Raw genomic sequence first — 25133 nt, 5'->3', positions numbered from 1 at the left:
GGGCCCGCGAGAAACTGCCGCCATCCCCGATTTGTTCGGACGCGGCCCAAGAACGCCGGTTTGCAGCAGGCCGTGGGACATAATGTTGGTTTTACTTCTCGCGGAAAGAGACGACGCGGTAGCCGGCGGCCTCGACAGCGGCGCGGTAGGCGGCCTCGTCGACGGGGTTCTTGCAGCGAACGTGCGCGGTTCCTCCCTGGAGCTGGACCTCGGCCCACGTGCCGTCCACCGAATCGAGGGCGCGGGTCACGGCGGCCACGCAGCGCTCGCAGCTCATGCCGCCGACGCCGAGATACGCCTCGTGCGGGTAGTTGGCGGGGTCGGCGTCCGTTACCTCAACCTCGTCGAAGGCCTTGCCCTTGGCGGCGCCGGGGTTCTTGACGTCGCCGGAGCAGCAGTCGCGCTTGCCGGTCGCGGTGCCGACGAAGCGCACGGCGGCCACGGCCACGACGATGATGACGAGCGCGATGATGACGATGTCGCTGGTATTCATATCAAATGAATCCTTTCCTTATGAGTTATATGAGGCTGACTATATACCCCTTGGGGGTATCTCGCAATAAAGAAAATGCCCCGGGCGAGGTGCCCGGGGCGCTGCGCTAAAGGTACTTGCGCCAATCATCGTCATCGTCGTCGTCCTCGTCGGCGGCCGCCGCGGTGGCCGCCGCTGCGGCGAGCTCCGCGCGCGTCGCGTAGGCGCCGGCGTTCGCCTCGGGGAAGGCGGCGAAGGCATGGGTAAACCGCTCAAGGTTCTCGTCGAAACGTCCGCGCGGAATGGCAAAGACCACCTCGGTCGCGGCGTGCGTGCCGCTCGCGAGCTCCTCACGGAACATCTCGGCCACCACGGCGGCATCCCAGCCGAAGACCCCGCAGCCGAAGGCGCCGAGCACGAGCTTCTTGTGCCCGAGGTCGTCGGCGATGGCGAGCACGAAGCGGACGCGGTCGCGCATGGCCTGCTCGAGGGCATCCTCGGAGACGTGGTACTCGTCGCGGGCCGAGCGCGCGAACGGTGCGGCGACCACGATGACGTCGGCATAGCTGTGGTACTTCTCGCGGTCGAAACGCACGCGCGGCACGACGAGGCCGCGATTGCGATAGAGCGAGCAGTTGATGTTGCGGCGGCGGTTCTCGGCGTACCAGGCATTCTGCGACTCGAGCGCCGGGTAGAGCGTGGACTCGGCGCACAGGCACTCCTCTTGCGCCATGGCGCCGCGGATGTAGCCGCCGCCGGGGCTCACGAAGCTCGCGAAGTCGAGGACCGCGAGGTCGCAGGCGGAGGCGAGGCCGCGGCCGCGCGAGAGCACGGCGGAGACGGAGTCCTCGTCGACGACCTCGACGGTCGGCACGCAGCGCTCGGCCACCTTAGGCGAGGGCATCGAGTCATAGACGCGAAGAGACGCTACCGACGAGGCGATCTCGGACGCGAAGCGGCGCTCGACGTCGGCGACGTGGCGGCCGGCCTCGGAGGCGCGGTTGTTGCGGCGATCGTTGCCCGCTCGGCCGCCGTCGCGTCGGTTGCCTTGGCGTTTATCGTCCTTGCTGTAAGACTTGTTGTAAGCCATGTTCATCCCCTATTCCTTTGTGCCGGAAAGAAGCTCGCGGGCGTGGGCCAGCGACGCGTCGGTCACGCTGCCGCCGAGCATGCGGGCGACCTCGCGCACGCGCGCATCGCCGTCGATGGGCTCGATGGTCGTCTCGGGCACGTCGCTCGTGGTCTTGCTCACGAGGTAGTGCTCATCGGCCACGGAGGCAACCTGCGCCAGGTGCGTTACTACGATGACCTGGTGAGTATTGGCGAGGTCGGAGAGAACGGCCGCGAGCGCGACAGCCGTGGCGCCGCCGACGCCGGCGTCGACCTCATCGAACACGAGCGTCTCGGCCGAGTCGGCCCCGCCAAGGACCACCTTGAGCGCGAGCATGACGCGGCTGATCTCGCCGCCGGAGGCGATCTTCTTGAGCGGGCGGGCGGAAAGCCCCGCGCCGGGCCGGTACTCGAACTCGACGCGCGAGGGGCCTTGCGCGCCCCATTTGTCGCGCGGCAGGCGCTCGGATGCGACCCCGAGGGTCGCCGTGCCCATCTGGAGGCGTGCCATCTGGGCGCTGACCTCGGTGGAGAAGCGCGGAGCGGCCTCCGCACGCGCGGTATCGAGGGCATCGGCTGCAGCGGCGAGGCGCTTCTCAGCGACAAGGTAGGCCTTCTTTGCGCGGCGGACGGCGAGGCCGCCGTCGCTTGCGGCCTCGACGACCTCGCGGGCGGCATCGCGGCGGGAAATCACGTCGGCCACGGTCGGCCCATAAACGCGCAGGATGCCCTGGATGGCCGAGTAACGCTCCTGCATCCGCTCGAGCTCCGCAGGGTCGAAGTCGAGACCGTCGGCGTAATCGCGCAGCTCGGAGGCCACGTCCTCGAGGTCGAGAAGGGCGCTTTTGAGCACATCGGCGTGGGTCGCGAGCTCCTTGTCGTAGCGAGCGGCGCCGCGCATCTCGCTCGCGGCGGCGCGGACGGCGTCGAGCGCCCCGCCGTCTGCGGAGAGCGCCCCGCACGCAGCCATCGTCGCCTGGAGAAGGGCCTCGGCGTGTTCGGCTCGCGGCAGCGCAGCCTTGAGCTCCTCGAGCTCGCCCTCGCGCGGTTCGACCTCCTCGATGCGCGCCAAGACGAACTGCGCCTCCTCGAGCGCGGCCCCGTTCGCTCGGCTGAGCTCGCGAACGCGCCGCAGCTCAGAGGCTGCGGCAGTTGACACTTCGAGGGCCTCTTTGTAGGCAGCGAGAGGTTCCGCCACGGCGTCGCCAGCCCAGGCATCGAGCATATCGACGTGGGTCCGGACTTGTAACAATCGTTGATGCTCGTGTTGGCCACAGAGGTCGACCGTGGCGCCGACCCCTGAGGCAAGCTCGCGGACCGAGCCCATGCGTCCGTCGATGCGGACGCGCCCGCGCCCGTCGGCCGACACGCGGCGGGCCACCACGACGCCATCGGGGTCGCCGCCTCGTAGATAAAAACGCCCCTCGACCTCGAGCGCATCGGCGCCCTCGCGCACGGCTCCCGCGTCCGCACGCTCCCCTACCAGCAATTTTATGGACGAGAGCAGCGCCGACTTTCCGGCGCCCGTCTCGCCTGTGAGCACGGTGAGCCGAGACGACGGCGCGATGGTCGCCTCCTTGATGAGGGCGACGTTTCGTACGGTGAGCTCGTCGATCATTGGTCGCGCCCTCCGCCGTAGAAGACGCGCGCGACGGAGCTGTAAAAGCTCTGGGGTCCGCGATCGAGCAGGATGATGTCGCCGGGCCCGCGACTGATCCTGGCGCAGTTGGCCCAGCTCGCGTCGTCGGTGCCGATGGCCTGCCCGTCGGCGAAGAAGCGCCGCTCGACGGGCCTCTCGGGGCTCATGTCAATCTCGACCACATCGGAAGGCGAGGTGAGGAAAGCGCGCGCCATGATCTTGTGCGGGGCAATAGGCACGCAGACCATGCCCGCGAACTCGGGCGTGACGATGGGCCCGCCGGCCGCGAGCGCGTAGCCGGTGGAACCCGTGGCCGTCGAGACCACGAAGCCGTCGCCGCGCAGGCGGTCGATTTTGTTGCCCGAGACGGAGACGTCGAACTCGACCATGTCGCCTCGGCCGCCGCGCGAGACGGCGAAGTCATTCAAGGCGAAGCTGTGGACGGTGTAAGTAGAGCCGTCGGGGCGGACAAACTCGGACTCAATATCGAGCGACGCGCGGTGGCTCACGTGGAGCTCGCCGGCCAGCGCATCAGCCACGAGCAGCGTCAGGTCCTCCGGCCCGCCGCTAGTAAGAAAGCCCAGGTGACCATAGGAAACGCCGAGGATCGGCGTACCCGCGTAACCGACGATGCTCGCTGCGCGCAAAAGCGTGCCGTCGCCGCCGAGCGAGACGACCAAGTCGCAGCCCGAGCCGTCCGTGACCTGGTTGGGGAAGAGCTTCTTGTCGTGGGCCCACTTGGCCTCGACGCCCTGCTCATCGAGCCATTCGTCGAGCCGTCGCGCGTCCTCGAGGGCATCGGGGCGCGAGTAGTTGGGGATGATGAGGACCTTCACGGCACGCTCCTTCAAAATCGGAAATCTTGTTCGATTCTAGCACCCGAGGAAAACGAATTTCGCGCTGCAGGTAGGTGGAACACCGGCCCACTCCCCTTGTATTTGGGGTTTTGCGTCGCTCGCCCGAGCCAGATAACGCATAACCCTCAAAAGCAGGAAGAGATTCCCCTGTATTCAGGGGTTTTGCGTCGCGTCAGCTCAACTAAGGACGCAAAACCCTCAAAATCAGGAGACTGCTGCCCGCCGCGCACGCGAAAGTCGAGAGACGCGCACAAAAACAGCCGCTCCGCGCGCGGCGGAACGGCCGAATAAGACGAAGGGACTGTCCTCGTGTCTTACAGCAGGCGCAGGGAGACTTCCTTGAGCTGCTTCATGCCGATCTCGGAGGGGGCGTCGCTCATGAGATCGGAGCCGGAGCTCGTCTTGGGGAACGCCATGACCTCGCGGATGGAGTCGGAGTGCGTGAGCAGCATGCAGACGCGGTCCAGACCCAGGGCGAAGCCGCCCATCGGGGGCGCACCGAACGCAAGCGCGTCGAGAAGGAACCCGAACTGCTCACGAGCGTCCTCCTCGGTGAAGCCCAGCATCTTGAGGATGGCCATCTGCATCTCGGCGTTGTGGATACGCATGCCGCCACCGCCGGCCTCGTAGCCGTCCATGACGAAGTCGTAGGTGTAGGAGCCCACGGCCAGCGGGTCGGCCATGATCTTCTCGGGATCGGTCTCGGTCGGCAGGGTGAAGGGCTGGTGCTCGGCCTGGTAGCTCTTGGTGTCCTCGTCCCAGTGGAACAGCGGGAAGTTGACGACCCACAGGAAGTCGTGGCCCTCGCGCGGCAGCTCCAGGGCGTCGGCCATGTGACGGCGCATGCCACCCAGGATCTCGTCGGCCTTAAGGCGGCTCTCCACCGCGAACATCACCAGGTCGCCCGGCTCGACGCCCATCTCGGAGCGCAGCCCCTCCATCTCCTCGTCGGAGAAGAACTTGACGATGGGGCTCGTCACGGAGCCGTCCTCGCGGAAGGCGATGTAGGCCAGGCCCTTGGCGCCGAAGCCGGAGGCCACGTCGGCCAGGCGGTCGATCTGCGCGCGCGGCCACAGGCCCGCGCCCTTGGCGTTGATGGCCTTGACGAAGAGCTTCTCGTCAGCTGCGGCGCTGGCAAAGAGCTTGAACTTGGAGTTCTTGAAGATCGGCGTGACGTCGTGGAGCTCCATGCCGTAGCGGGTGTCCGGCTTATCGGAGCCGTAGGTGTCCATAGCGTCCCAGTAGTCGATGCGGCGAAGCGGCAGCTGCATCTCGGCGCCCATCTTGCCCAGGGCCTCGGCCAGCACGGACTCGATGCAGCCCATGACGTCGTCCTGGTCGACGAAGGACATCTCCACGTCCACCTGGGTGAACTCGGGCTGGCGGTCGGCGCGCAGGTCCTCGTCGCGGAAGCACTTGGCCACCTGGTAGTAGCGCTCGACGCCGCCGATCATGAGGAGCTGCTTGAGCAGCTGCGGGGACTGTGGCAGGGCGTAGAAGTGGCCCGGCTGCAGGCGAGAGGGAACCAGGAAGTCGCGGGCGCCCTCGGGGGTGGACTTGAACAGGGCAGGGGTCTCGACCTCGGTGAACTCGGCGTCGTGGAAGGCCTGGCGGATGGCGAAGGTGAGGTCGGAGCGCAGCTTCAGGTTGGCCGCCATCTTGGGGCGGCGGATGTCCAGGTAGCGGTAGCGCAGGCGGACATCCTCGGAGGTGTCGACGTGGTCCTCGATCTGGAAGGCGGGGGTCTTAGAGGTGTTAAGGACCTCGAGCTCAGAGACAAGCACCTCGATGTGGCCGGTGGCGAGCTTCTCGTTGTCCTGGCCCTCGGGGCGCTCGCGCACGACGCCGGTGACCTTGATCGGCCACTCGGAGCGGACGCTCTCGGCGGTGTGGAAGGCGGCGCCGCCGGAGTGCTCGGGGTCAAAGGAGATCTGGGTCACGCCGGCGCGGTCGCGCAGGTCGATGAAGATGAGGCCGCCGTGGTCGCGGCGGTGCCAGACCCAGCCCGTAAGGGTGACGGTCTCACCAATGTTGGCGGCGCGAAGCTCGCCGCAGGTGTGCGTATGCATGGAGAAGGACATGTGGTTCCCTTTCGTCTTTTCCGCCCCGTGCCGTGACGGGCGGACTTGCAACAAGACGGCGAGACGCCGTAAACGGCGACGACTCGCGCGAGGATTGAGTTTACTACGGTATCGGTCCCGGCCGCCCGAGATGCTCAGCACGTCACAAGCCGGCAACACCCTGTGGCGAGCGGCGCGACTGCGCTTCTCCTCGGGCGATTTCGCGCCAGCAAGCGAGCGCAGCGAGCGCTGAGCCCCAGGAGACGCGCGGGCGCGCCGCTCGCCACAGGGTGTACTCTTTCCCTGAATCTCCACCCGAAAGGAACGCCCCATGCCGTACACAACCGTCGTATTCGATTTGGACGGGACCCTGCTGAACACCGCCATCGACCTCACGCTCGCCGTGAACCACGCGCTCGAGGCGTTCGGCCTGCCGCGGCGCGCCGAGGAGAAGATAATCTCGTTTACCGGCAACGGCATCGTCCGCCTCGTCGAGAGAAGCGTACCCGAGGGCACCTCTCGCGAGCTCTGGCAGAAGGTGTTCGACGAGTTCAAGAGCTGGTACGGCGAGCACGCGCTCGACCACACCCTCCCCTACGAGGGCATCCCGCAGATGATCGCGGCCCTGCGCGAGGCCGGCATCAAGTGCGCCGTCGTGTCCAACAAGGCCGACTACGCCGTGCAGGAGATTATCGCCTCGCGCATGGCCGGCTGCTTCGACGCCGTGCTCGGCGAGTGCGAAGAACGGGGCATCGCCAAAAAGCCCGCGGCCGACATGGTCGACGCCGTGCTCGCGCAGATGGGGCGCGTGCGCGAGGGGCTCGTCTACGTCGGCGACTCCGAGGTGGACGTGGCCACCGCCGCCTCGTGCGGCTGCCCGTGCGTGGCCTGCACATGGGGGTTCCGCACGCGAGAGGAGCTCGCCGCCGCGGGCGCGCAGACCATCGTCGATACCCCCGCCGAGCTGCAGCGCGTTCTTCTTGGCAACGAGGGCTGAGAATTCCGCGAGCGGCCGTGCGGGCAACGCTCACCGTACAATTCGATTTCGTTCAGTTAACTTCAGGCCCTGCGGGTTATATTCAAAGGCAAGTTTTGGTTTGGTCTTCCGACGAAAGGAGACACCATGGGCAAGAAGGCAGCTGAGGCGCTCGACATCAATTACAACGAGCTCGCCGAGTACCTGCACGTCAATCACTCTGTGTATATGAAGGTCGACAGCGCGGTCTATTACCTAACCGACGCGAACTTCGAGGCGTGGCGCGCGCAGGACACGAGCCGCCGCAACGAGAAGGACCACTTCGTGGACTGCTCCGAGCTCGTCCCCACCGTCGACGAGTTCCTGTCGCTGCCCTTCGTCAACGGCAAGACCATCGCCGACGTCTTCGAGCACGCGACGTTCTACGCCTCCATCCAGAGCGAGAAGGAGTAGCGCTCCCCTTGCGACTCAAGGAGATTTGCTTATATAAGCGGTCGTCACCCGAGCGTGGCGGCCGCTTTCCTTTGCGCATGTTATGATTTTGGGGATAGCAGCGGCCCCCCTGGGAAAAAGGGCCGCGGGAGAGGATGGGCCGCCCGGCGTCTTCGTCGGACGGCCCACGCTTTTTTCGCCCGCGCGAGCCGAGCGACGCCGCGCTCGGCGGCCAAAATGCCGCGCTCAGGCCCAAGCCGGGTCCTCATTCGGGGAATTCTCGCTAAGTATGCAAACAAAACGGGACTCGCCGAGTAGACGACGATTCCGGCAAAGAAAACCGCAGGTAAACGACCTGCGGTATTCCTTGCCACTCGACGAGGCGAGTTTTGTTTGCATACTTAGCGAATTCTGGTCGCCACCGGGGCCAAAACCCGGCAAACAACGCCGATTTAGGCCTCGGCGAGGGCGGCGCGGCCATAGGCGTCAGCGGCGAGCATCGCGGAGGCGACCTTCTCGGGCGTAACCTCGAAGGGCATGTTGTGCAGGGTGTCGTTCTCGACGCAGGCGAGCTTCGCCACCTCGAGCACGCGCTCGTAGCTCGCGTCCTTAACGCCGAGCTGAGCGAAGGTGACGGGCAGGCCGACCTCAATGCAGAAGTCCAGGACCTCATAGAGCTCCTCGGCATTCTCGAGCACGAGCTGCGTCAGGGTGCCGAAGGCGACCTTCTCGCCATGGTAATAAGCGTGGGTCTCCTCCATGGCGGTCATGCCGTTGTGGATGGCGTGTGCACCGGCGAGGCCCGCCGACTCGAAGCCGAGACCCGAGAGCAGGGTGTTGGCCTCGATGACCTTCTCGACCGACTCGGTGCAGGCGCCGGCCTCGAGGGCAAGCTTGGCCTTGGCGCCGTCGTTGATCAGCGTGTCGTAGCACAGGCGAGCAAGCGCCATGGCGGCACCCGTCACCTTGCCGCCCGCACAGGTGCCGGCATCGGAGCGGGTGCAGGCGCGGGCCTCAAAATAGGTGGCAAGAGCATCGCCCATGCCGGAAACCGTAAGGCGAACCGGCGACTTAACGATGACGTCGGTGTCCATGAGCACGAGGTTCGGGTTCTGCTTAAAAAACTGGTATTCCTTGAACTGCCCTTCGTCGGTGTAGATGACCGACAGCGCCGAGCACGGAGCATCCGTGGCGGCGATGGTGGGCACGACGATCACGGGGACGTCGGGCACCGCCGCGACCGCCTTGGCGGTGTCGAAGATCTTGCCGCCGCCGAGGCCGACGACCACGTCGGCCCCGCAATCCTTGAGAACGGCGACGAGACGGTCGATTTCGGCCTGGGAGCACTCGCCGTTGAAGTTGTTGTACACGAACTCAACGCCCGCCGCCGCAAAGCTCGCCGAGACGCGCTCGCCGAAGCGCTTAAGACCGCCCGACGAAATGATGACCAGAGCTTTCTTGCCGTAGACCTTGGTGTACTCGCCCAGGCGGTCGAGCTCGCCGGGACCCTGCAGATACTTGCTCGGGCTGATGAAGACGCGTGCCATGCTTTCATCCTCTCACGAATTCGCCGAAGGCCCCTCGCCCTGCGGCACCATATTTATATTATCTATGCATGGATTTGGCCTCGGCCCGAACTCGCTCGGCTTCGGCTAACGGCGACATCGATCGACAAGACGAATGGGCGGCCCCATCGCCTTGCCCATTGGCCGGCGCCGCGCCCGCACGACCCTCTACTTGCCTATGATTAAGTAATTGCGCGCCGAGGGGGCGCGCCGAACATCCGGGAGAATCCAGACGTGAAAACCATCGTCGACATGCTGCGCGCCAACGCCGCGGCAAAACCAAACGAGGTCGCGCTCGTAGAGGTCAACCCAGAGCGCCATGAGAACCGCCACATCACCTGGCGCGACTACGACTTGGTGGAGACCACCGACGAGAAGCCCTTCCGCCGCGAGATGAGCTGGGCCGTCTTCGACGAGAAGGCCAATCGCTTCGCGAACCTGCTGCTCTCGCGCGGGGTCCGCCGCGACGACAAGGTCGCCATCCTGCTCTACAACTGCATCGAGTGGCTGCCCATCTATTTCGGCATCCTGAAGACCGGCGCCACCGTGGTGCCGCTGAACTTCCGCTACTCCGCCGACGAGATCGAGTACTGCATCGATAAGGCCGATGTGAACATCCTGGTCTTCGGCCCGGAGTTCATCGGCCGCGTCGAGGACATCGTGGACCGCATCGCCCCCGGCCGCCTGCTCTTCTTCGCCGGCGACGACTGCCCCACCTGGGCCGAGCCCTACTACGAGCTCACCGCCCTTTGCAGCTCCTCCGACCCCAACATTTCCTTCGACCTTACCGACGACGCCGCCATCTACTTCAGCTCCGGCACCACGGGCTTCCCGAAGGCCATCCTCCACAACCACGAGTCGCTCTCGCAGGCGGCCGAGATGGAGCAGGTCCACCACGGCCAGACCGCCGACGACGTCTTCCTGTGCATCCCGCCGCTCTACCACACGGGCGCCTGCATGCACTGGATGGGCAGTCTGCTTTCCGGCAGCCGCGGCGTGCTGCTTCGCGGCGTGAGCCCCAAGTCCATCCTGCAGACCGTCTCCGACGAGCACTGCACCATCGTCTGGCTGCTCGTGCCCTGGGCCCAGGACATCCTGGTGGCGCTGGAGGAGGGCCGCCTCACGCTCTCCGACTACGAGCTTGACCAGTGGCGCCTCATGCACATCGGCGCCCAGCCCGTCCCGCGCAGCATGGTCGAGCGCTGGCTCGAGGTCTTCCCCAACCACCAGTACGACACGAACTACGGCCTCTCGGAGTCCATGGGCCCCGGTTGCGTCCACCTGGGCGTGGAGAACGTCGACCACGTGGGCGCCATCGGCGTGCCGGGCTACCGCTGGGAGTGCAAGATCGTCGACGAGGCCCGCGCCGAGGTCGAGCCCGGCGAGGTCGGCGAGCTGTGCGTGCGCGGCCCCGGTCTCATGGACTGCTACTACAAGGACAAGGACGCCACGGACGAGACCCTCATCGACGGGTGGCTCCACACCGGAGACATGGCCCGCCAGGACGAGGACGGCTTCTATTGGCTCGTCGACCGCAAGAAGGACGTCATCATCATGGGCGGCGAGAACATCTACCCCGTCCAGATCGAGGACTTCCTCATGGGCTACCCCGCCATCAAGGACGTGGCCGTCATCGGCCTTCCCGACGAGCGCCTCGGCGAGGTCTCGTGCGCCGTCATCGAGCTCAAGGAGGAGGCCGCGGGCGTCGGCGAGGCCGAGATCGAGAAGTACTGCCTCGCGTTGCCGCGCTACAAGCGCCCGCGCAAGATCATCTTCGCGCCCGTGCCCAGAAACCCCACCGGCAAAATCGAGAAGCCGCGCCTGCGCGAGCAGTACGGCACGAAGTCGCTGGTAGACTACGAGAACCGCCGCTAATCGCCGCAGATTAGCCGCTAGAGAGAGGAGAAGCGCATGCAGCTTCTGAGCGGAAACGAGGCCATCGCGCAAGGCCTTTGGGAGGCCGGCGTGGCCGTCGGGTCGGGATATCCCGGCACCCCGTCGACCGAGGCCCTCGAGAACCTGGTCAAGAAGGAGGACGTCACCTGCGAGTGGGCGCCAAACGAGAAGGTCGGCCTTGAGGTCGCGCTGGGCGCGGCCATGGGCGGCGTGCGCGCGCTGGCCGCGATGAAGCACGTCGGCCTGAACGTGGCCGCCGACCCCTTCATGAGCGCCGCGAACACCGGCGTGAACGGCGGCCTCGTGCTGCTCGTGGCCGACGACCCGTCCTGCTACTCTTCCCAAAACGAGCAGGACTCGCGCTACTACGCGAGCTTCGCGCGCGTCCCGTGCCTCGACCCCTGCGACTCGCAGGAGGCCTACGAGTTCTCCAAGCTGGCCTTCGACCTCTCCGAGCAGTTCGACACCCCCGTCATGCTGCACGAGACCATGCGCGTGGCCCACACCCGCACCATGGTCGACGTCGCCGGCGAGCGCGTCGAGGTGGCCCCGCGCGACTACGAGAGCCAGATCCCCAAGTACGTCATGATGCCCGCGAACGCCGTGCGCCGCCGTTCCGTCACCGACGAGCGCGAGGACGCGCTTATCGCCTATGCGGAAGAGTCCGAGCTCAACCGCGTCGAGATGCGCGACGCCAGCATCGGCATCATCTGCGCGGGCGCCCTCTACACGCACGTGCGCGAGGCCCTGCCCGACGCCTCGGTGCTCAAGCTCGGCCTCACCTGGCCGCTTTCGCCCGCAAAGATCGCCGAGTTCGCGGCCAGCGTGGAGAAGCTCTACGTCGTCGAGGAGACCTGCACATACTTTACCGAGAAGGTCCGCGCCATGGGCGTCGATGTCTCGGTGCCGCCTGCGGGCGCGCTGCCCCGCGGCGGCGAGATCCGCCCCGCCCACATCCGCGCCGCCTTCGGCCTGGCCGAGCCGCCCCACCCCGTCGCGGCCCAGGGCCTGCCGGCGCGCCCGCCGGCGTTCTGCTCCGGCTGCCCGCACCGCCTCGTCTACGTGCAGCTCCGCGAGATGAACGCCATCGTCACCGGCGACATCGGCTGCTACACGCTGGGCGCCGTCGCGCCCTACCGAGCCGTCGACTCCGTCATCGACATGGGCGCCTCGCTCTCCATGGCGCACGGCATGGAGCTCGCCGGTGCGCCCGGGCGCACCGGCCGCCCCGTCGTCGGCGTCATCGGCGACTCGACCTTTGCCCACTCCGGCATCACGAGCCTTCTTGGCACCGTGTACAACGGCGGCAAGGGCACGCTCTGCATCCTCGACAACCGCACCACGGCCATGACGGGCGCCCAGGGCAACCCCTGCAACGGCGTCACGTTGGCCGAGCAGGCCGCGGGCGTCTCGCCGCTCGACGTGCCCGCCGGCAAGGCGCTCGACATCGTGGCCCTGTGCGAGGCCATCGGCGTCGACGAGGTCACCCTCGTGGACTCCCAGGACGCCTCCGCCATCCGCGAGGCGCTCGAGACCGCCGTCGGCCACACCGACAAGCTCTCCGTCGTCGTGTTCAAGTCGCCCTGCCGCCTGATCGACCGCAGCCGCCGCCCGGCGCCCGTGATCGAGTCTTGCCAAGGCTGCGGCACCTGCATCCAGATCGGCTGCCCCGCCCTCGGCCGCGACGAGGACGAGCTCGCCGTCATCGACCCCAACCAGTGCATCGGCTGCGGGCAGTGCATCCAGTCCTGCCCCTTCGGCTGCATCCAGGAAGGTGAGTAAGCATGCCCCACTACACCGCAAGCGATAAGGCCGCCGAGGTCGCGGTCTCCGAGAAAGTCCAGCTCGACGGCACCATGACGGTGCTGCTCGTCGGCGTGGGCGGCCAGGGCACGATCCTTGCCGGCTCGCTTCTTGCCATGGCAGCCGCCGAGGCCGGCCTCGACGTCAAGGTCTCCGAGATCCACGGCATGAGCCAGCGCGGAGGCTCGGTCTCCACCGTCGTGCGCATGGGCGAGAAGGTCGACTCCATGGTCGCCGACCCGGGCTGTGCCGACGTCATCGTGGCCTTCGAGTCCATGGAGGCCCTGCGCGCGCAGGAGTTCCTGCGCGAGGGCGGCAAGATCTTCGTGAACGACGAGGTCATCGTGCCCGTCTCCGTTGCCATCGGCACCTTCGATATGCCCGAGGACGTCGACGGGGCCTTGGACGAGCTCGGCGCCGTGAAGATCCCCGCCGGACAGATAGCCCGCGAGGTCGGCAGCCCCCGATCCACGAATGTCGTGCTCGTGGGCGCGCTTTCCACGGCGCTGCCCTTCTCGGCCGAGGCGTGGGAAGACGCCATCAGCCGCCGCGTGCCGCCCAAGACCGTGGAGGCCAACATCGAGGCCTTCCGCCAGGGCCGCGCCGCCGCAGAAGCCGAGGCGTAAGGACGTAAGGTCGGACTAACCTCGTTGAATTTACCCCGATGTTGACCAATATTTTTGGCCAACATCGGGGTATTCTTTGCGCCATCGAGAAGGGACTGCGATGACAACTCTGACATTGGACATCAAAGACGCGCCACGGATGGAACTCGCAGAGTGCAAGGCAAATTTGAGTAGCGTCGTCTTTGATGTTGAGGAGCGGGAGGTGCCCGTGGTCGTCATGCGCTACGGAAAGCCCGCCGCCCTCATCGTGCCTTTCCCAAAGGCCCCCGCCGCCCGCTCCCCCAAAGCGCGGGGAATCCTCGCCCAGATCGCCGACGAAGAGAAGCGGGGGCTCGAGTCCTCGGCCTTTGCGAACGCGATGGTGGCCAAACATGCCCGGCAATAAGGTCCTGCTTGACGCCAATGCCGTCCTTCGCTACCTCATAGAAGATGTCGCGGAGCAGGCGTCAATCGTTGAGCAAGCGGTGATAGACAACCGGGCCGAGGTGCCGATCGAGGTGCTCGCCGAGGTCGTGTATGTGCTCGAGGGCGTGTACGGACTCACGAGGTCGAGGATACGCGAGAGCCTGAGCTACCTGCTCGAAGATGTTTCTTGCAGGGACGAGAAGGTGGCCATCGAGGCGATGTCGCTCTTCACGGGCTCGCGCTTCGACTTCGTGGATTGCGTCCTCGCGGCGGAGCACGACGTCAACGGGCGCGAAGTGCTCACGTTCGACAAGAAGCTGCTCGGCCTTATGAAAAAACTCGACACGTACCGTTAGCGCGGGTGATCGTCGGCGGCGCAGTCGGCCGTGCCGCCGCGAAGGATGCGCAGGCCGTGGGCGATAGGCTCGATGACGGCCTCGATGTTCTCGCGGGCGGCTTTGGGGCTGCCGGGGAGGTTGACGATGAGGGTGCAGCCACGGATGCCGGCCGCCTCGCGCGAGAGGCAGGCTCGCGGGGTTATCGCCATGGACGCGGCGCGCATGGCCTCGGGGATGCCGGGCGCCATGCGCTCGCACACGGACGCCGTGGCCTCGGGCGTGACGTCGCGCGGCGAGAAGCCGGTGCCGCCCGTGGTGAGGACGAGCGCGACGTCGGAAGCCGCGCAATCGGTGAGCACGCGGGCAATGACGTCCTGCTCATCGGGCACGACGCGGGTATAGACGACCTCGTAGCCGCGCGCCTCGAGGAGCGCCGCAAGCGCCGGGCCGGAGCCGTCCTCGCGCTCCCCCGCCGACGCACGGTCGCTCACCGTAATCACGGCCGCCGTGTACTTCTCGCCCGCCAGGTCGTCCGCCATGCCGCCACGCCCTTCCACAAAGTCGCCAAATCAGGCCCTGCTCAACGACCACTCTACAGGGAATTCGGCTCATCCGCCGACTAGGCGAGCGGTGAGCGGTCGAACCCTCCTGCCCAGTTGGTAACCTCCCAATCCAACAGGGCGCCTGCCCGCATAAACAATTCGACGAGAGGACACCAAAATGGCCAAGAAGGTCCTGCTGCTCTGCGGCGACTTTACCGAGGATTACGAGACGATGGTGCCGTTCCAGGCCATGAGCATGCTCGGCTACCAGGTCGACGCCGTCTGCCCCGACAAGAAGGCCGGCGACACCGTGGCCACCGCCGTCCACGACTTTTTGGGCGAGCAGACCTACACCGAGCTGCGCGGCCACAACTTCGCGCTGACGGCCGACTTCGACGCCGTGGACACCGCCGATTACGAGGGCCTCTTCATAACCGGCGGCCGCGCGCCCGAGTACATCCGCCTGAACGCCCGCGTGCTCGAGATCGTCCGCGAGTTCTTCGCCGCCAACAAGCCCGTCGCAGCCATCTGCCACGGCCCGCAGGTCCTCACCGCGGCCGGCGTCCTCGAGGGCTACAAGGCCACGGCCTACCCCGCCGTCGGGCCCGATATCACCCTTGCCGGCGGCACCTACGTTGAGGCCGGCATGGACGAGGCCGTCGTCGACAAGAACCTCGTGACCGCGCCCGCATGGCCCGGCGATACCGCCATTGTCCGCGAGTTCGTCAAGCTCATGGGCGCCAAGATCAAGATCTAGGGACCAGCCTAACTGCCAAGAAACGAGGTGCCGGCTTATGGCCGTTGAGTACGACGCATCCCGCGTGACCCTGGTCGACCACCCGCTCGTGCAGCACAAGCTCTCGATCCTGCGCAACAAGGACACGGGCACCAACCAGTTCCGCAAGCTCGTTCGCGAGCTCGCGTATTTCGGTGGCTACGAGGCCATGCGCGACCTGCCTCTGGAGGACGTCGAGGTCGAGACCCCTATCTGCGCCTCGACGTTCAAGCAACTCGCCGGGCGTAAACTTGCGGTCGTGCCCATTCTTCGAGCAGGCCTCGGCATGGTCGACGGCATCCTCGACCTTGTCCCCTCTGCTCGCGTGGGCCACATCGGCATGGAGCGCGACGAGGTGACCCACGAGCCGCACGAGTACTACTGCAAGATGCCCAAGGACATCGACCAGCGCACTTGCCTCGTGGTGGACCCGATGCTCGCCACGGGCGGGTCGGCCGAGATGGCCGTCGGTTATCTGCGCGGCCGCGGCGTGAAGGATATCCGCATGCTCTGCATCGTGGCCGCGCCCGAAGGACTGAAGGCGCTCACCGATAGAGACCCTGACGTGCACATCTACACCTGCGCCATCGACGAGTGCCTGAACGAGGACGCCTACATAGTTCCTGGCCTGGGCGACGCCGGCGACCGCATCTTCGGCACGCTGTAAGCCCCGGCGGCACATGCTCCAAAAAACGACGACCGGCACCCCCGTGGTATCGGTCGTTTTTTGATGCGGGCTTCGAAACGGGGGCGGGCTGTGTTATATGGGCCCCAGTGAGCGGTTTTCACGGGTCTTGCGCAACGCGGCGACAACAAAATCGAGATTGTGCGTGGTTTATTCAGGTTTTGATGTTTATTCAGGCTTCGCTCAACTGGGCAAACGCGACTAAAGACACGGCGCGGCCGCGTGTTGGGCACGATCCGGCGCCCCTTTAAGCCAGAATTTCGGTCCAGAAGCACGCACAATCTCGATTTTGTTGCACGCAAGAGGTGATTTCGGCCTAAATCGGCCTATTCCCAGCCACTTAACGTGCGGCGGCAAGGGCCGCCTAATGAAACAGGCCCTCATCCCCCTCAATTCCGGCGCTGCATTCCGGATTTGAGGGCCTCCGGCGCTGTCGTCTTATCCACTTCGGCTCCCATATAACCGCTCAAGGAGACCTCCCCGCCCTTCTACCTTGTTCTTAGGTAGAAGGGCGGGGAGGTTTACCTCAAGCCGCGCGAAGGGAGCGCCATGGACAGGACCGTCGCAGCCGTCGCAATTGCCGGTGCCCTCTGCATCACACCGCTCATCGGGGGATGCGTGAAGTCGGGGACGGCGACCACTCAAGGCGCCGAATCGTCGTCGGAAGCAAGCGCCCCGGCCATCGAGGTCGGCCAGACCGTCACGGTCGGCGACAGTGAGCTGACGATCACGGGCCTCGAGTGGTGCAACGAGTTCAAGCAGGGCAACGCGCACGTCTCCGCGGGCAACGTCGGCGGCGAGACGCTCCTGCGTGTTACCGCCACGGTCAAGAATTACTCGACCCACAAGCTCTGCATCGACTTCGGCATCAAAGCCCCGCTCGTGATAAACGACAAGTACGAAGTCGGGGCGAACGTCACGCCGGTCGACGATGTCAGCTCGCTCGACACCGTCGCCATCAGCTTCTACTACCCGAAGTCCAACGAGCTCGCGGAATCTTTCGAGAACGGCCAGGTAACCTTCGAGTTCCACGCGGCCACGACCGACAAGATCTCCGACGTCTCAAGCATCGATAACCTGAGTGACGGGACACAGGTGTACTACGCGAAGGAAACCCTCGGCACATGCGTGCTGGACGTCACGAAGTAGCCGCCGACAGACGCCAACCCGTGCCTCGGCTGCGGGTTCCGCACAAGCTTCTGGCTGCTTCTCGCGGGGCGCCTCAATGAGAGCTCAACAACCATCCCGTTCGTCGAGCACGTCGCCGTCTCGGCCTTTCTTGCCGTGACCGACCTTGTCGCCGTGGCTATTCGCCAAAAGCGCCTTTGAGGCCCTTGAGGTAGTCCGCCCTCTGGTGAAATACGCGCGCGACCAGCACGTCATTGCCCTCGACGCGGTATATGGCAAGCCACTTGTCTGCGAGGAGCTTGCGGTATCCGCGGTCGGCCAGATACCGGTCGTGGTGCAGCGGGCCCGCGAGCGGGAACTCCTCGAGCAGGCGGAGCTTATCGATTACGACGTCCGAGGGGAACGGCTCCGCGCCGCCGGTGCGGCCATGGTGGGCGTCGAGGCCGAGCAGGTCCTCGTAGGCCCTTGCGAGCAGGCGCACCATCAGGCGACGCCCTGGGCGGAGCGCGCCGCGCGCAGCATGGAGGCGGCGTCGTCTAGGCCGTAGGAGACGCCGCGCAGGCGGTAGTCCGCCTCGGCCTCCAGGACGGCGGCCCGCTCGTCGAGCATCCTCTCCCTGGCGAGAAACGCCTCGTGGCTCATGACGACAAGGTCCTCGGCGCCGTTGCGCGTGACGAAGATGGGCTCGCCGCACTCGTGGGCGTCGGCCGCGACGGCCGAGTAGTCGTTGCGAAGCGTCTTTGAGGAAACGATGCGCATGTGAGGCCTCCCTAGTTGCCGGATTCTTACTCGATTTTAGTACAGTTTTACAACCACGACGACGGTGCGCCCCGCCTTCAGAAACCGCTCAAGGAAAACTCCCCGCCTTCTACCTTGTTCTTAGGTAGAAGGGCTTGAGCTTAAGCTCAAGCCGCGCGAAGGGAGGTAGTTATGTACGGCCTCGAGTGGATTGTATTGGCACTGCTCGTCTGCTACATCGTCGCGTGGGTGATGGCGATGCAGCTAATCGCGAAGGTTGCCGAGCACAAGGGCTACAGAGACATCACCGGCAAGCTCTGGTTCATCGGCTTCTTCGGTTTTGCCTTCACCCCAGCCGTCATCGTGAGCGCACTGCCCGATAAGGGCGCAGGCTCCGACACCCCTACAAGCGAGAAGATTGATGCCGAGCTGGCCAAGTACAAGGAGCTGCAAGAACAGGGCGTCATCACCGAGGAGGAGCTCCAGGCCAAAAAAGACCAGCTCCTTAAGCTTGTCTAGGGGGCCGGCATGGGCGAGATGACCAAATCAGAAACTCCGGGACCAAGCATGAAGAGCATAAACCCGCGGATACCGCCTCGGCTCGCTGCGGCATGTCTACTGATACATGCCACAATCGCCGTGTTCGCGCTCGGCACTCTCTCACTATACTTTCTTAGCTATTCGCACACTGATGTCGACTTTGTTGTTCTTCGAACCCTAGGGATCTTGGTCATTGCTATTTCGCTTCTTGCTCTCAGCAGGACGGACACGCTGGTTGGATTGGGTGCCCTAGCCGCTTATGTGCTCTTGGACGTAATCCTCGGCTTTAACGATTACCACGTTTATGGTCTGACTCTTCAGCCGGGCCGGTACCTCGAGCTTGCCGCACTCGCGTCCCTACTTGTGCTTGGCATTTTGCAGACGAAGAAAAGGGATGTATCGCACTTGGCATGGGCGCTGCCAATCGTGTTCCAACTGGCATACATGGGTTGCTGCATTTCAGAAACAAATGAATGGATTTACCTACTCGATGACACGTCGTGTATGGCGCCTGCGCTAGCAATGGATCTCATGCTGCTCGCAGGAATTTCACTGGTGTGCGTCTCGATGTACGTTAAGGCATTAGACAAACCCACCTCGGCCGCCTCGGCAGCAAGTAGCATCGGAGCGGCGGATGAGCTTCTCGGCTACAAGAAGCTACTCGATAACGGAACTATCACTCAGGAAGTGTTCGACCAGAAGAAGAAGGAGCTCCTGGGGCTGTAGACTGCGCGCCCAGCCGGGATTTAGAAAAGGGCCAGTGAACATCTCAGGCTCTTCAGCTTCAAAATGACTGAGGAGCCTGGGATTTGTTTTATTGGCAGATAGAGTCCTAGTTGCTCCCCTACTTGCCGAAGGGGCAGATGGGGAAGGTGCAGGGCTTGCAGCCGAGGCAGAAGCCGCCCTCGCCCATGACGACAAAGTCCTGCTTGGACATCGGGACGCCGGCCGCCACGCGCGGCAGCACGAGGTCGAGCACCGTCGCCTTGTTGTACATGGCGCAGCCGGGAACGCCCAGGACGGGCACGGGGCGCTCGAGCTTCTCGCCGGCCACGTTCTCGTCGAAATAGCCCACGAGCAGCATGGCGCCGGGCAGCACGGGGCTTCCGTACGTGACGATCCGCGCGCCCGCGCGCTTGATGGCGCCGGGGGTGTTGTCGTCGGGGTCCACGCTCATGCCGCCGGTGCAGAGCACGAGCTCAGCGCCCGCCTCGTGCGCCTCGTTGATGGCCGCCACCACGGCGTCCATCTCGTCGCCGGGCGTCACTGTGTAGGTGACCTCAATGCCGTACGCGGCGAGCTTCTCCACCATGACGGGCGTGAAGGCGTCCTCGATGAGGCCGCATGCCACCTCGGAGCCCGTGGCGATGACGGCTGCGGTCTTCACAACGAATGGCTGGACCTCCAGGAGCTTCTCGCCCGCGGCGGCAGCCTCGGCGGCGAGAAGGACCTCCTCGCGCACGACCAGTGGGATCACGCGCGTCCCCGCCAACGCCTCGCCCTCGCGCACGGCAAAGCCGCCCTTGCGCGTGGCCACCATGACCTCGTCGGTGGCGTTGACGGCGTTCAGCCTCTGGGTGTTGACGAGAAGCACGCCGTCGGTTGCGGCTTTGATGTTGATCTTGCCCTCGGAGGGCTCGCCCGCGGCCACGGTCCCCGGCCCCAGACACAGTGCCGCCAGTCGGTGCGCGGCGTCGTTCTCGTGCACCATGCCTGGCTCCATCTCCCACACGTAGAGATTCACCTTACCCATGCTGAGCAGCACGGGGATGTCCTCCTCGGTGACCACGTGGCCCTTCTTGAAGCGCGGGCCCTTGGACTTGCCCGGGATGATCTGCGTCATGTCCTGGCAGAGAACCTGCCCCACGGCGTCCTCGGTGCGGATGAGTTTCACGGCTAGCTCCTTGTCTCGATGGCGTCGCCGGGACGGACGAGGCCGCCGCGAGTGACGACGGCAAAGACGCCCTCGCGCGGCATCACGCAGTCGCCCGTCAGGCGGCGGATCTCGCAGTCGTTGTGGCAGGTCTTGCCGATCTGGGTGATGGCGAGCTCGGCCTCGCCGACGCGCAAAACGGTGCCCACGGGCAGCGCCTTGAGGTCGATGCCGCGCGTGAGGATGTTCTCGGCAAAGTCGCCGGCGGCAAGCTTGGGGAGCTTCTCGCACATGAGATCGACGGACTCCTCGGGCAGAAGGCTCACCTGGCGGTGCCAGTTGCCGGCGTGGGCGTCGCCCGAAACGCCCGCGCCCACGACGAGCTTGATAGCGTCCTGCGGGACCTTGCGGGTACCCTTGCGCTCGCTCACGCTGACGGCGACGACGGTGCCCGTGGCCTGCGGCGCGTTTGAATCGGACGTGTCCTCGCGCACGAAGTGGCCGGACTTGCCGCCAGACTTCTCGAGAAGGCGGACCTGGTCGATCACCATGTCGCGCTGCGCAGCCTTGAGCATGTCGTAGATGGTGAGACCGGCCACGGAGGCCGCGGTCAGGGCCTCCATCTCCACGCCGGTCTGGCCGCAGCATCGGCACTCGGCCTCGATGGCAACGCCACAGCCCACGCCGTCCTTCTCGCCGTCGAACAGCGAGAAGCGCACGTCGACGCCCGTGAGCTGGATGGGGTGGCACATGGGCACGAGCTCCCAGCAGCGCTTGGCCGCCATGATGCCCGCGACCTGCGCCACGGCGAGAACGTCGCCCTTCTTGCAGCCGCCCGTGCGCACGAGCTCGAGCGTTTCCGGGGCCATGCGCACGAAGCCCGCGGCACGCGCCACGCGCTGCGTCGCCTCTTTAGCCGAGACGTCCACCATGCGAGCTCGGCCCTGCTCGTTTATGTGCGTGAGGTCCTCGGACACCGACGTCATCCCCCGATCTCGTTCATGTCGCGCGCGGACTCGCTCGCGTGGTTCTCGTCCATGTGATGATACTTCGGCTTGGCGGCGATTCCGGCCCTCAGCGCGGCAAGAAGCTCGTCATGCCCCAGGCCGCGCAGGCCGATCTCTGCGGCCGAGTGCAGGCAGGGCTTGAGGCGCCCGTCGGCCGTCACGCGGATGCGGGAACAGCCGTCGCAGAACTTGTGGCTCATCGGGCGGATGAGGCCCACGCAGCCGGCCCAGCTTTTTGCCTGGTAGAGTTCGGCCACGCCTTCGCGGCCAATAAAGCGCAGCTCAGGCAGGGTTTCGGTCACCACGTCCGCAGAGACGAAGCTCCCCTGCGGCCACGTGGCGGCAGGGCCGATGGGCATGAGCTCGATGAAGCGCACGTCGTAGGGCTCGCCCTTGGCAAGCCCCGCCACGTCCGCCACCTCGTCGTCGTTCACGCCGCCCATCAGCACGCAGTTGATCTTGGTGTGCTCGAAGCCGGCCGCGCGCGCCGCCTCAAGGCCCGCAAGAGCGTCCTCCAGCCGGCCTCCCCGCGTGATCTTCTCGTAGCGGTCGGCGCGCAGGGTATCCAGGCTCACGTTGAGGCGAGTCAGTCCCGCCTCGCGCAGCTCCGCCGCTACAGGCGCAAGCAGGCACGCGTTTGTCGTCATGGCGACCTCGGCCACGCCCGGGACCGCCGCCACCATGCGCACGAGGTCCACGATGCCGCGGCGCACAAGGGGCTCGCCGCCCGTGAGGCGCACCTTGGTCACGCCGAGCTCCGCCGCGGCGCGCACGATGGCCGTGAGCTCCTCGAAGGAGAGGATGTCCGCGTGACCCAGCATCGGCACGCCGCCCTCCGCCATGCAGTAGGTGCAGCGGCAGTTGCAGCGGTCGGTCACCGAGAGCCGCAGGTAGCCGATCTGCCGGCCCTGGCCGTCGATCACGCGGGGTCACCTGCCAGAGGCATCACGCACTCGGGCGCAATACCCACGCTGACCTGCTGTGGATTGCCAAGCGCCGTCCATGCGTCCTTCTCGCACTCGTAGCGCAGCAGACCGCCGCCGGGGGCCTGCAGCATGACGATGGTCGAGAAGGTGTTGTCGATGACGCGGCTGACCGTGCAGGAAACGCGGTTCTCGCCCGCTGGCTCCCCGTCCGCTCCGACAGCCTCCACGGCGAAGTAGTGGGCGCGGATGCCAACGTGGTCGCAGGCGGCTGGCACCGGAAGCGTCGTGCGCAGGCGCACGCCCCAGTCCGCGCAGGTCAGAAGGCCGTCCTCCCCCACCGTAGCCGCACTCACGTTCTTGCAGCCGGAGATGAGCGCCGCGGCGACCGTCGTCGGCGTGGCGAAGAGCTCGGGCACGCTGAGTTTCTCCTCGGAGCGGCCGCCCGAGACCACGCACACGGTGTCGCACATGCGATAGACCTCGTCGCGGTTGTGGCTCACGTAGACGGAGCCGCCGGGGAACTGTCGCAGCGTGTCCGTGAGCTCGAGCTCCAGCTGCCAGCGCAGGTAGCCGTCGAGAGCGCTGAACGGCTCGTCAAGAAGCAGCAGCTCGGGGCGACTTGCCATGATGCGCGCCAGGGCCACGCGCTGCTGCTGGCCGCCGGAGAGCTGCGCGGGGCGCTTGCCCTCCAGGCCCTCCAGCCGGAAGGCTCTGACCTGCTCGGCCACGCGGGCGGCGCGCTCTTCTCGGCTGCCGTCCAGGATGCCGCAGGAGACGTTCTGCTCCACGGTCATGTTGGGAAACAGCGCGTAGTTCTGGAAGAGGTAGCCCACGCGGCGCTGCTGCGGGCGCAGGTTAACGTGCGCCTTGCTGTCAAAGAGCACGCGTTCGTTCAGCACGATGCGGCCCTCGTCAGGAGTGACGATGCCGGCAATGCACTTGAGCGTCATGGACTTACCGCAGCCCGAGGGGCCGAGAAGGGCGAGCGTCTCGTCGGCGCGCTCCACCTCGAAGGCGACATCAAGGTTGAAACTGCCTAGCCGCTTCTTGACGTTGACGGAGAGGCTCATCGCGCACCTCCCGCGGCTGCGGCGTTCCTGCCCGCGCCGGCCGTGGCGCGCTTCTCCTTTGAGCGGCCCTCGAACCAGTTCATGGCGAGAAGCACCACGGCGGAGATGGCCAGGTTGACCATCACCCACGCAAGGGCGCCCGCGTCGTCTCCGGTGCGCCACAGTTGGTAGACCGTGGTGGAGACGGTGGCCGTTGAGCCCGGCGTGTAGCCGCACAGCATTGCCGTGGCGCCGTATTCGCCCAGAGCACGGGCAAACGCAAGGACCGCGCCCGCCACGATGCCCTGCTGGCAGTACGGCATCTTGACATGCCAGAAGATCCAGGTCTCCGAGCGGCCCAAGGTGCGCGCGGCGTCCGCGAGGTTCTCGTCAAAGGACTCGAAGGCGCCGCGCGTGGTGCGATACATCAGCGGGAAGCTCACCACGATGGTGGCGAGAATGGCCGCGTACCAGACCATGGTCATCTTGATGGAGAAGGTCTCCAGCAGCCACGCGCCAAGCACACGCTTGGGACCAAAGACCACGAGCAGCAGGTATCCCACAACGGTGGGCGGCAGGACCAAGGGCAGCGTCAGGATGACGTCCAGCACGCCCTTGACCAGACGCGGGGCCTTGGCCACGACGTTTGCCAGGAAGATTCCCAGGAAGTAGACGGCCACCGTGGAGACGGCGGCGATGCGCACCGAGTTATAGAGCGGATACCAATCCATCGTCGTCCTTACATTCATGCCACCAACATTGGGGACAGTCCCTTTTGCTGGTGAACCTGCAAAAGGGACTGTCCCCTTTGCAGGTTTAAGCGCTGGCCAGCGGGGTGAAGCCGACCTCCTCGAAGTCGGCAGAGGCCTCGGAGCCCTTGAGGAACTCGAGGAAGGCCTTGGCGCCCTCGGCCTGCGGCGCGTTCTTGCAGACGGCAGCCGGATAGACCACCTGGCCGCACATCTCCTTGGTGGCCTCGTCGACCACGGTCAGGCTGGCGGAGAAGGCGTCGGTCTTGTAGATGACGCCGCAGTCGACGGCGGCCTCGGAGACCTGCGTGGTGACCTCCTTGACGTTGGAGCCGTAGGTGATGCAGCCGGCGCTGGCCAGGGCATCCTCGTCAAGCTCGTAGTAGGCAAGGATCTTCTGGGTGTACTGGCCCACGGGCACGTCGGAGTTGCCCATGCAGAGCAAGACGTCGCCGGTCTTCAGGTGCTCGGCGAGGGAGTCAAAGCTCTCGATGCCCTTGGGGTTGCCGTCGGGCACGCACAGGGTGACCTTGTTCTCAAGAATGTTGAAGCGAGTGGAGTGGTCGATGAAGTCGAGGCCCTCCTCGTGGTCCTTCTCGGCCTCGGCATCCAGGGCGTTCATCTGCTTCTGGCCGGCGGAGATGAAGACGTCGCAGTCGGCGCCCTCCTCGATCTGGGTCTTCAGGGTGCCCGAGGAATCGAAGTTGAAAGAGAGCTCGTAGCCGGGGTTGGCGACCTTGAACTGATCGCCGGCCTTGGTGAGGGACTCGGTCATGGAAGCCGCCGCGAAGACGGTGATGGTCTTGGCATCGGGGCTGGTGGTGGCGGTGCTGGAGCTGGAGTCGGAGCTGCTGGAGCTGGAGCTCCCGCCGCAAGCCGCGAGGCCCAGAGTAGCGATGGCGGCAACGGAGCCGCTGACGAACTGCCTTCTGTCAATCATGT

Annotated in this window: 27 protein-coding genes; 12 read left to right on the top strand and 15 right to left on the bottom strand. The window is 65.7% G+C overall.

Annotated features, from left to right (window positions below; all coding sequences use genetic code 11):
* Positions 1-91: 91 nt before the first annotated feature.
* From U5709_RS04590 to aspS, 5 genes are all read right to left on the bottom strand, one after another.
* A complete protein-coding gene (locus tag U5709_RS04590) occupies positions 92-493 on the bottom strand; it encodes a heavy-metal-associated domain-containing protein (RefSeq protein WP_321972897.1) in 402 nt (133 codons plus the stop codon).
* Between the two features lie 106 nt (positions 494-599).
* A complete protein-coding gene (locus U5709_RS04585; protein WP_321972119.1) occupies positions 600-1562 on the bottom strand; it encodes a TIGR02452 family protein in 963 nt (320 codons plus the stop codon).
* 9 nt (positions 1563-1571) lie between these two features.
* The gene (locus tag U5709_RS04580; protein ID WP_321972896.1) at positions 1572-3200 is read right to left on the bottom strand and encodes a DNA repair protein RecN; all 1629 of its coding nucleotides are present in this window, start codon (positions 3198-3200) and stop codon (positions 1572-1574) included.
* Entirely contained in the window at positions 3197-4057 is an 861-nt protein-coding gene (locus U5709_RS04575; RefSeq protein ID WP_321972121.1) for an NAD(+)/NADH kinase, read from the bottom strand. The genes U5709_RS04580 and U5709_RS04575 overlap by 4 nt, the downstream gene beginning before the upstream one ends.
* A 335-nt stretch (positions 4058-4392) precedes the next feature.
* Positions 4393-6159 (bottom strand): aspartate--tRNA ligase, encoded by a 1767-nt coding sequence (gene aspS, locus U5709_RS04570; RefSeq protein ID WP_321972122.1) that lies wholly within the window; start codon positions 6157-6159, stop codon positions 4393-4395.
* A 310-nt stretch (positions 6160-6469) separates the two neighbouring features.
* Here aspS and U5709_RS04565 point away from each other — a divergent pair, with 310 nt between their 5' ends.
* Both U5709_RS04565 and U5709_RS04560 read left to right on the top strand, forming a co-directional pair.
* Positions 6470-7135 carry an HAD family hydrolase gene (locus tag U5709_RS04565; protein WP_321972123.1) on the top strand — a complete coding sequence of 222 codons (666 nt, stop codon included), beginning with the start codon at positions 6470-6472 and terminating at the stop codon, positions 7133-7135.
* 126 nt (positions 7136-7261) lie between these two features.
* Complete coding sequence (locus U5709_RS04560; protein WP_321972124.1) at positions 7262-7567, top strand: CDP-alcohol phosphatidyltransferase; 306 nt, start codon at positions 7262-7264, stop codon at positions 7565-7567.
* Between the two features lie 431 nt (positions 7568-7998).
* On the opposite strand, the gene U5709_RS04555 is transcribed toward U5709_RS04560, so the two are convergent.
* A complete protein-coding gene (locus U5709_RS04555) occupies positions 7999-9093 on the bottom strand; it encodes a glycerol dehydrogenase (RefSeq protein ID WP_321972125.1) in 1095 nt (364 codons plus the stop codon).
* Between the two features lie 252 nt (positions 9094-9345).
* On the opposite strand from U5709_RS04555, the gene U5709_RS04550 reads away from it, so the two are divergent.
* From U5709_RS04550 to U5709_RS04530, 5 genes are all read left to right on the top strand, one after another.
* Entirely contained in the window at positions 9346-10986 is a 1641-nt protein-coding gene (locus tag U5709_RS04550; protein ID WP_321972126.1) for a class I adenylate-forming enzyme family protein, read from the top strand.
* Between the two features lie 36 nt (positions 10987-11022).
* Positions 11023-12789, top strand: coding sequence for a thiamine pyrophosphate-dependent enzyme (locus tag U5709_RS04545; protein ID WP_321972895.1), 1767 nt, complete (start codon positions 11023-11025; stop codon positions 12787-12789).
* A gap of 2 nt (positions 12790-12791) precedes the next feature.
* On the top strand, positions 12792-13436 hold the full coding sequence (locus U5709_RS04540; RefSeq protein WP_321972894.1) for an indolepyruvate oxidoreductase subunit beta: 645 nt from the start codon (positions 12792-12794) through the stop codon (positions 13434-13436).
* 139 nt (positions 13437-13575) lie between these two features.
* Positions 13576-13821 carry a hypothetical protein gene (locus U5709_RS04535; RefSeq protein ID WP_321972893.1) on the top strand — a complete coding sequence of 82 codons (246 nt, stop codon included), beginning with the start codon at positions 13576-13578 and terminating at the stop codon, positions 13819-13821.
* Positions 13808-14197: a PIN domain-containing protein gene (locus U5709_RS04530; protein WP_321972130.1), complete on the top strand. Its 390-nt coding sequence runs from the start codon at positions 13808-13810 to the stop codon at positions 14195-14197. Before U5709_RS04535 ends, U5709_RS04530 begins: the two co-directional genes overlap by 14 nt.
* Here U5709_RS04530 and U5709_RS04525 read toward each other — a convergent pair.
* Positions 14194-14718 carry a MogA/MoaB family molybdenum cofactor biosynthesis protein gene (locus U5709_RS04525; RefSeq protein WP_321972131.1) on the bottom strand — a complete coding sequence of 175 codons (525 nt, stop codon included), beginning with the start codon at positions 14716-14718 and terminating at the stop codon, positions 14194-14196. The genes U5709_RS04530 and U5709_RS04525 overlap by 4 nt on opposite strands.
* Before the next feature lie 181 nt (positions 14719-14899).
* Here U5709_RS04525 and U5709_RS04520 point away from each other — a divergent pair, with 181 nt between their 5' ends.
* From U5709_RS04520 to U5709_RS04510, 3 genes are all read left to right on the top strand, one after another.
* On the top strand, positions 14900-15478 hold the full coding sequence (locus tag U5709_RS04520; protein ID WP_321972132.1) for a DJ-1/PfpI family protein: 579 nt from the start codon (positions 14900-14902) through the stop codon (positions 15476-15478).
* 37 nt (positions 15479-15515) lie between these two features.
* Entirely contained in the window at positions 15516-16163 is a 648-nt protein-coding gene (upp, locus tag U5709_RS04515) for a uracil phosphoribosyltransferase (RefSeq protein ID WP_321972133.1), read from the top strand.
* 567 nt (positions 16164-16730) lie between these two features.
* Positions 16731-17330 (top strand): hypothetical protein, encoded by a 600-nt coding sequence (locus tag U5709_RS04510; RefSeq protein ID WP_321972892.1) that lies wholly within the window; start codon positions 16731-16733, stop codon positions 17328-17330.
* A 157-nt stretch (positions 17331-17487) separates the two neighbouring features.
* Here U5709_RS04510 and U5709_RS04505 read toward each other — a convergent pair whose 3' ends face one another.
* Together U5709_RS04505 and U5709_RS04500 are read right to left on the bottom strand one after the other, a co-directional pair.
* Complete coding sequence (locus U5709_RS04505) at positions 17488-17793, bottom strand: type II toxin-antitoxin system RelE/ParE family toxin (protein ID WP_321972891.1); 306 nt, start codon at positions 17791-17793, stop codon at positions 17488-17490.
* Positions 17793-18068, bottom strand: a complete 276-nt coding sequence (locus U5709_RS04500) for a type II toxin-antitoxin system Phd/YefM family antitoxin (RefSeq protein ID WP_321972890.1) — start codon at positions 18066-18068, stop codon at positions 17793-17795. Before U5709_RS04500 ends, U5709_RS04505 begins: the two co-directional genes overlap by 1 nt.
* 171 nt (positions 18069-18239) lie before the next feature.
* Here U5709_RS04500 and U5709_RS04495 point away from each other — a divergent pair, with 171 nt between their 5' ends.
* Complete coding sequence (locus tag U5709_RS04495; protein ID WP_321972889.1) at positions 18240-18566, top strand: SHOCT domain-containing protein; 327 nt, start codon at positions 18240-18242, stop codon at positions 18564-18566.
* 9 nt (positions 18567-18575) lie between these two features.
* The gene (locus U5709_RS04490; RefSeq protein ID WP_321972888.1) at positions 18576-19313 is read left to right on the top strand and encodes an SHOCT domain-containing protein; all 738 of its coding nucleotides are present in this window, start codon (positions 18576-18578) and stop codon (positions 19311-19313) included.
* A gap of 118 nt (positions 19314-19431) precedes the next feature.
* On the opposite strand, the gene U5709_RS04485 is transcribed toward U5709_RS04490, so the two are convergent.
* From U5709_RS04485 to modA, 6 genes are all read right to left on the bottom strand, one after another.
* On the bottom strand, positions 19432-20481 hold the full coding sequence (locus U5709_RS04485; protein WP_321972139.1) for a molybdopterin-binding protein: 1050 nt from the start codon (positions 20479-20481) through the stop codon (positions 19432-19434).
* 2 nt (positions 20482-20483) lie between these two features.
* Entirely contained in the window at positions 20484-21446 is a 963-nt protein-coding gene (gene moaC / locus U5709_RS10660) for a cyclic pyranopterin monophosphate synthase MoaC (protein ID WP_415913447.1), read from the bottom strand.
* Positions 21443-22390, bottom strand: coding sequence for a GTP 3',8-cyclase MoaA (gene moaA / locus U5709_RS04470; RefSeq protein WP_321972140.1), 948 nt, complete (start codon positions 22388-22390; stop codon positions 21443-21445). Before moaA ends, moaC begins: the two co-directional genes overlap by 4 nt.
* Positions 22387-23463: a sulfate/molybdate ABC transporter ATP-binding protein gene (locus U5709_RS04465; protein WP_321972141.1), complete on the bottom strand. Its 1077-nt coding sequence runs from the start codon at positions 23461-23463 to the stop codon at positions 22387-22389. Before U5709_RS04465 ends, moaA begins: the two co-directional genes overlap by 4 nt.
* Entirely contained in the window at positions 23460-24173 is a 714-nt protein-coding gene (modB, locus tag U5709_RS04460; protein WP_321972887.1) for a molybdate ABC transporter permease subunit, read from the bottom strand. The genes U5709_RS04465 and modB overlap by 4 nt, the downstream gene beginning before the upstream one ends.
* 85 nt (positions 24174-24258) lie before the next feature.
* Positions 24259-25131, bottom strand: a complete 873-nt coding sequence (gene modA / locus U5709_RS04455; protein WP_321972143.1) for a molybdate ABC transporter substrate-binding protein — start codon at positions 25129-25131, stop codon at positions 24259-24261.
* Positions 25132-25133 lie beyond the last annotated feature (2 nt).

Origin of the sequence: Paratractidigestivibacter sp., from assembly GCF_963660155.1 — a bacterium.
GTDB lineage: Bacteria > Actinomycetota > Coriobacteriia > Coriobacteriales > Atopobiaceae > Paratractidigestivibacter.
The sequence above is the reverse complement of the archived record's forward strand: the minus strand, read 5'-3'. Positions and strand labels throughout refer to the sequence as shown.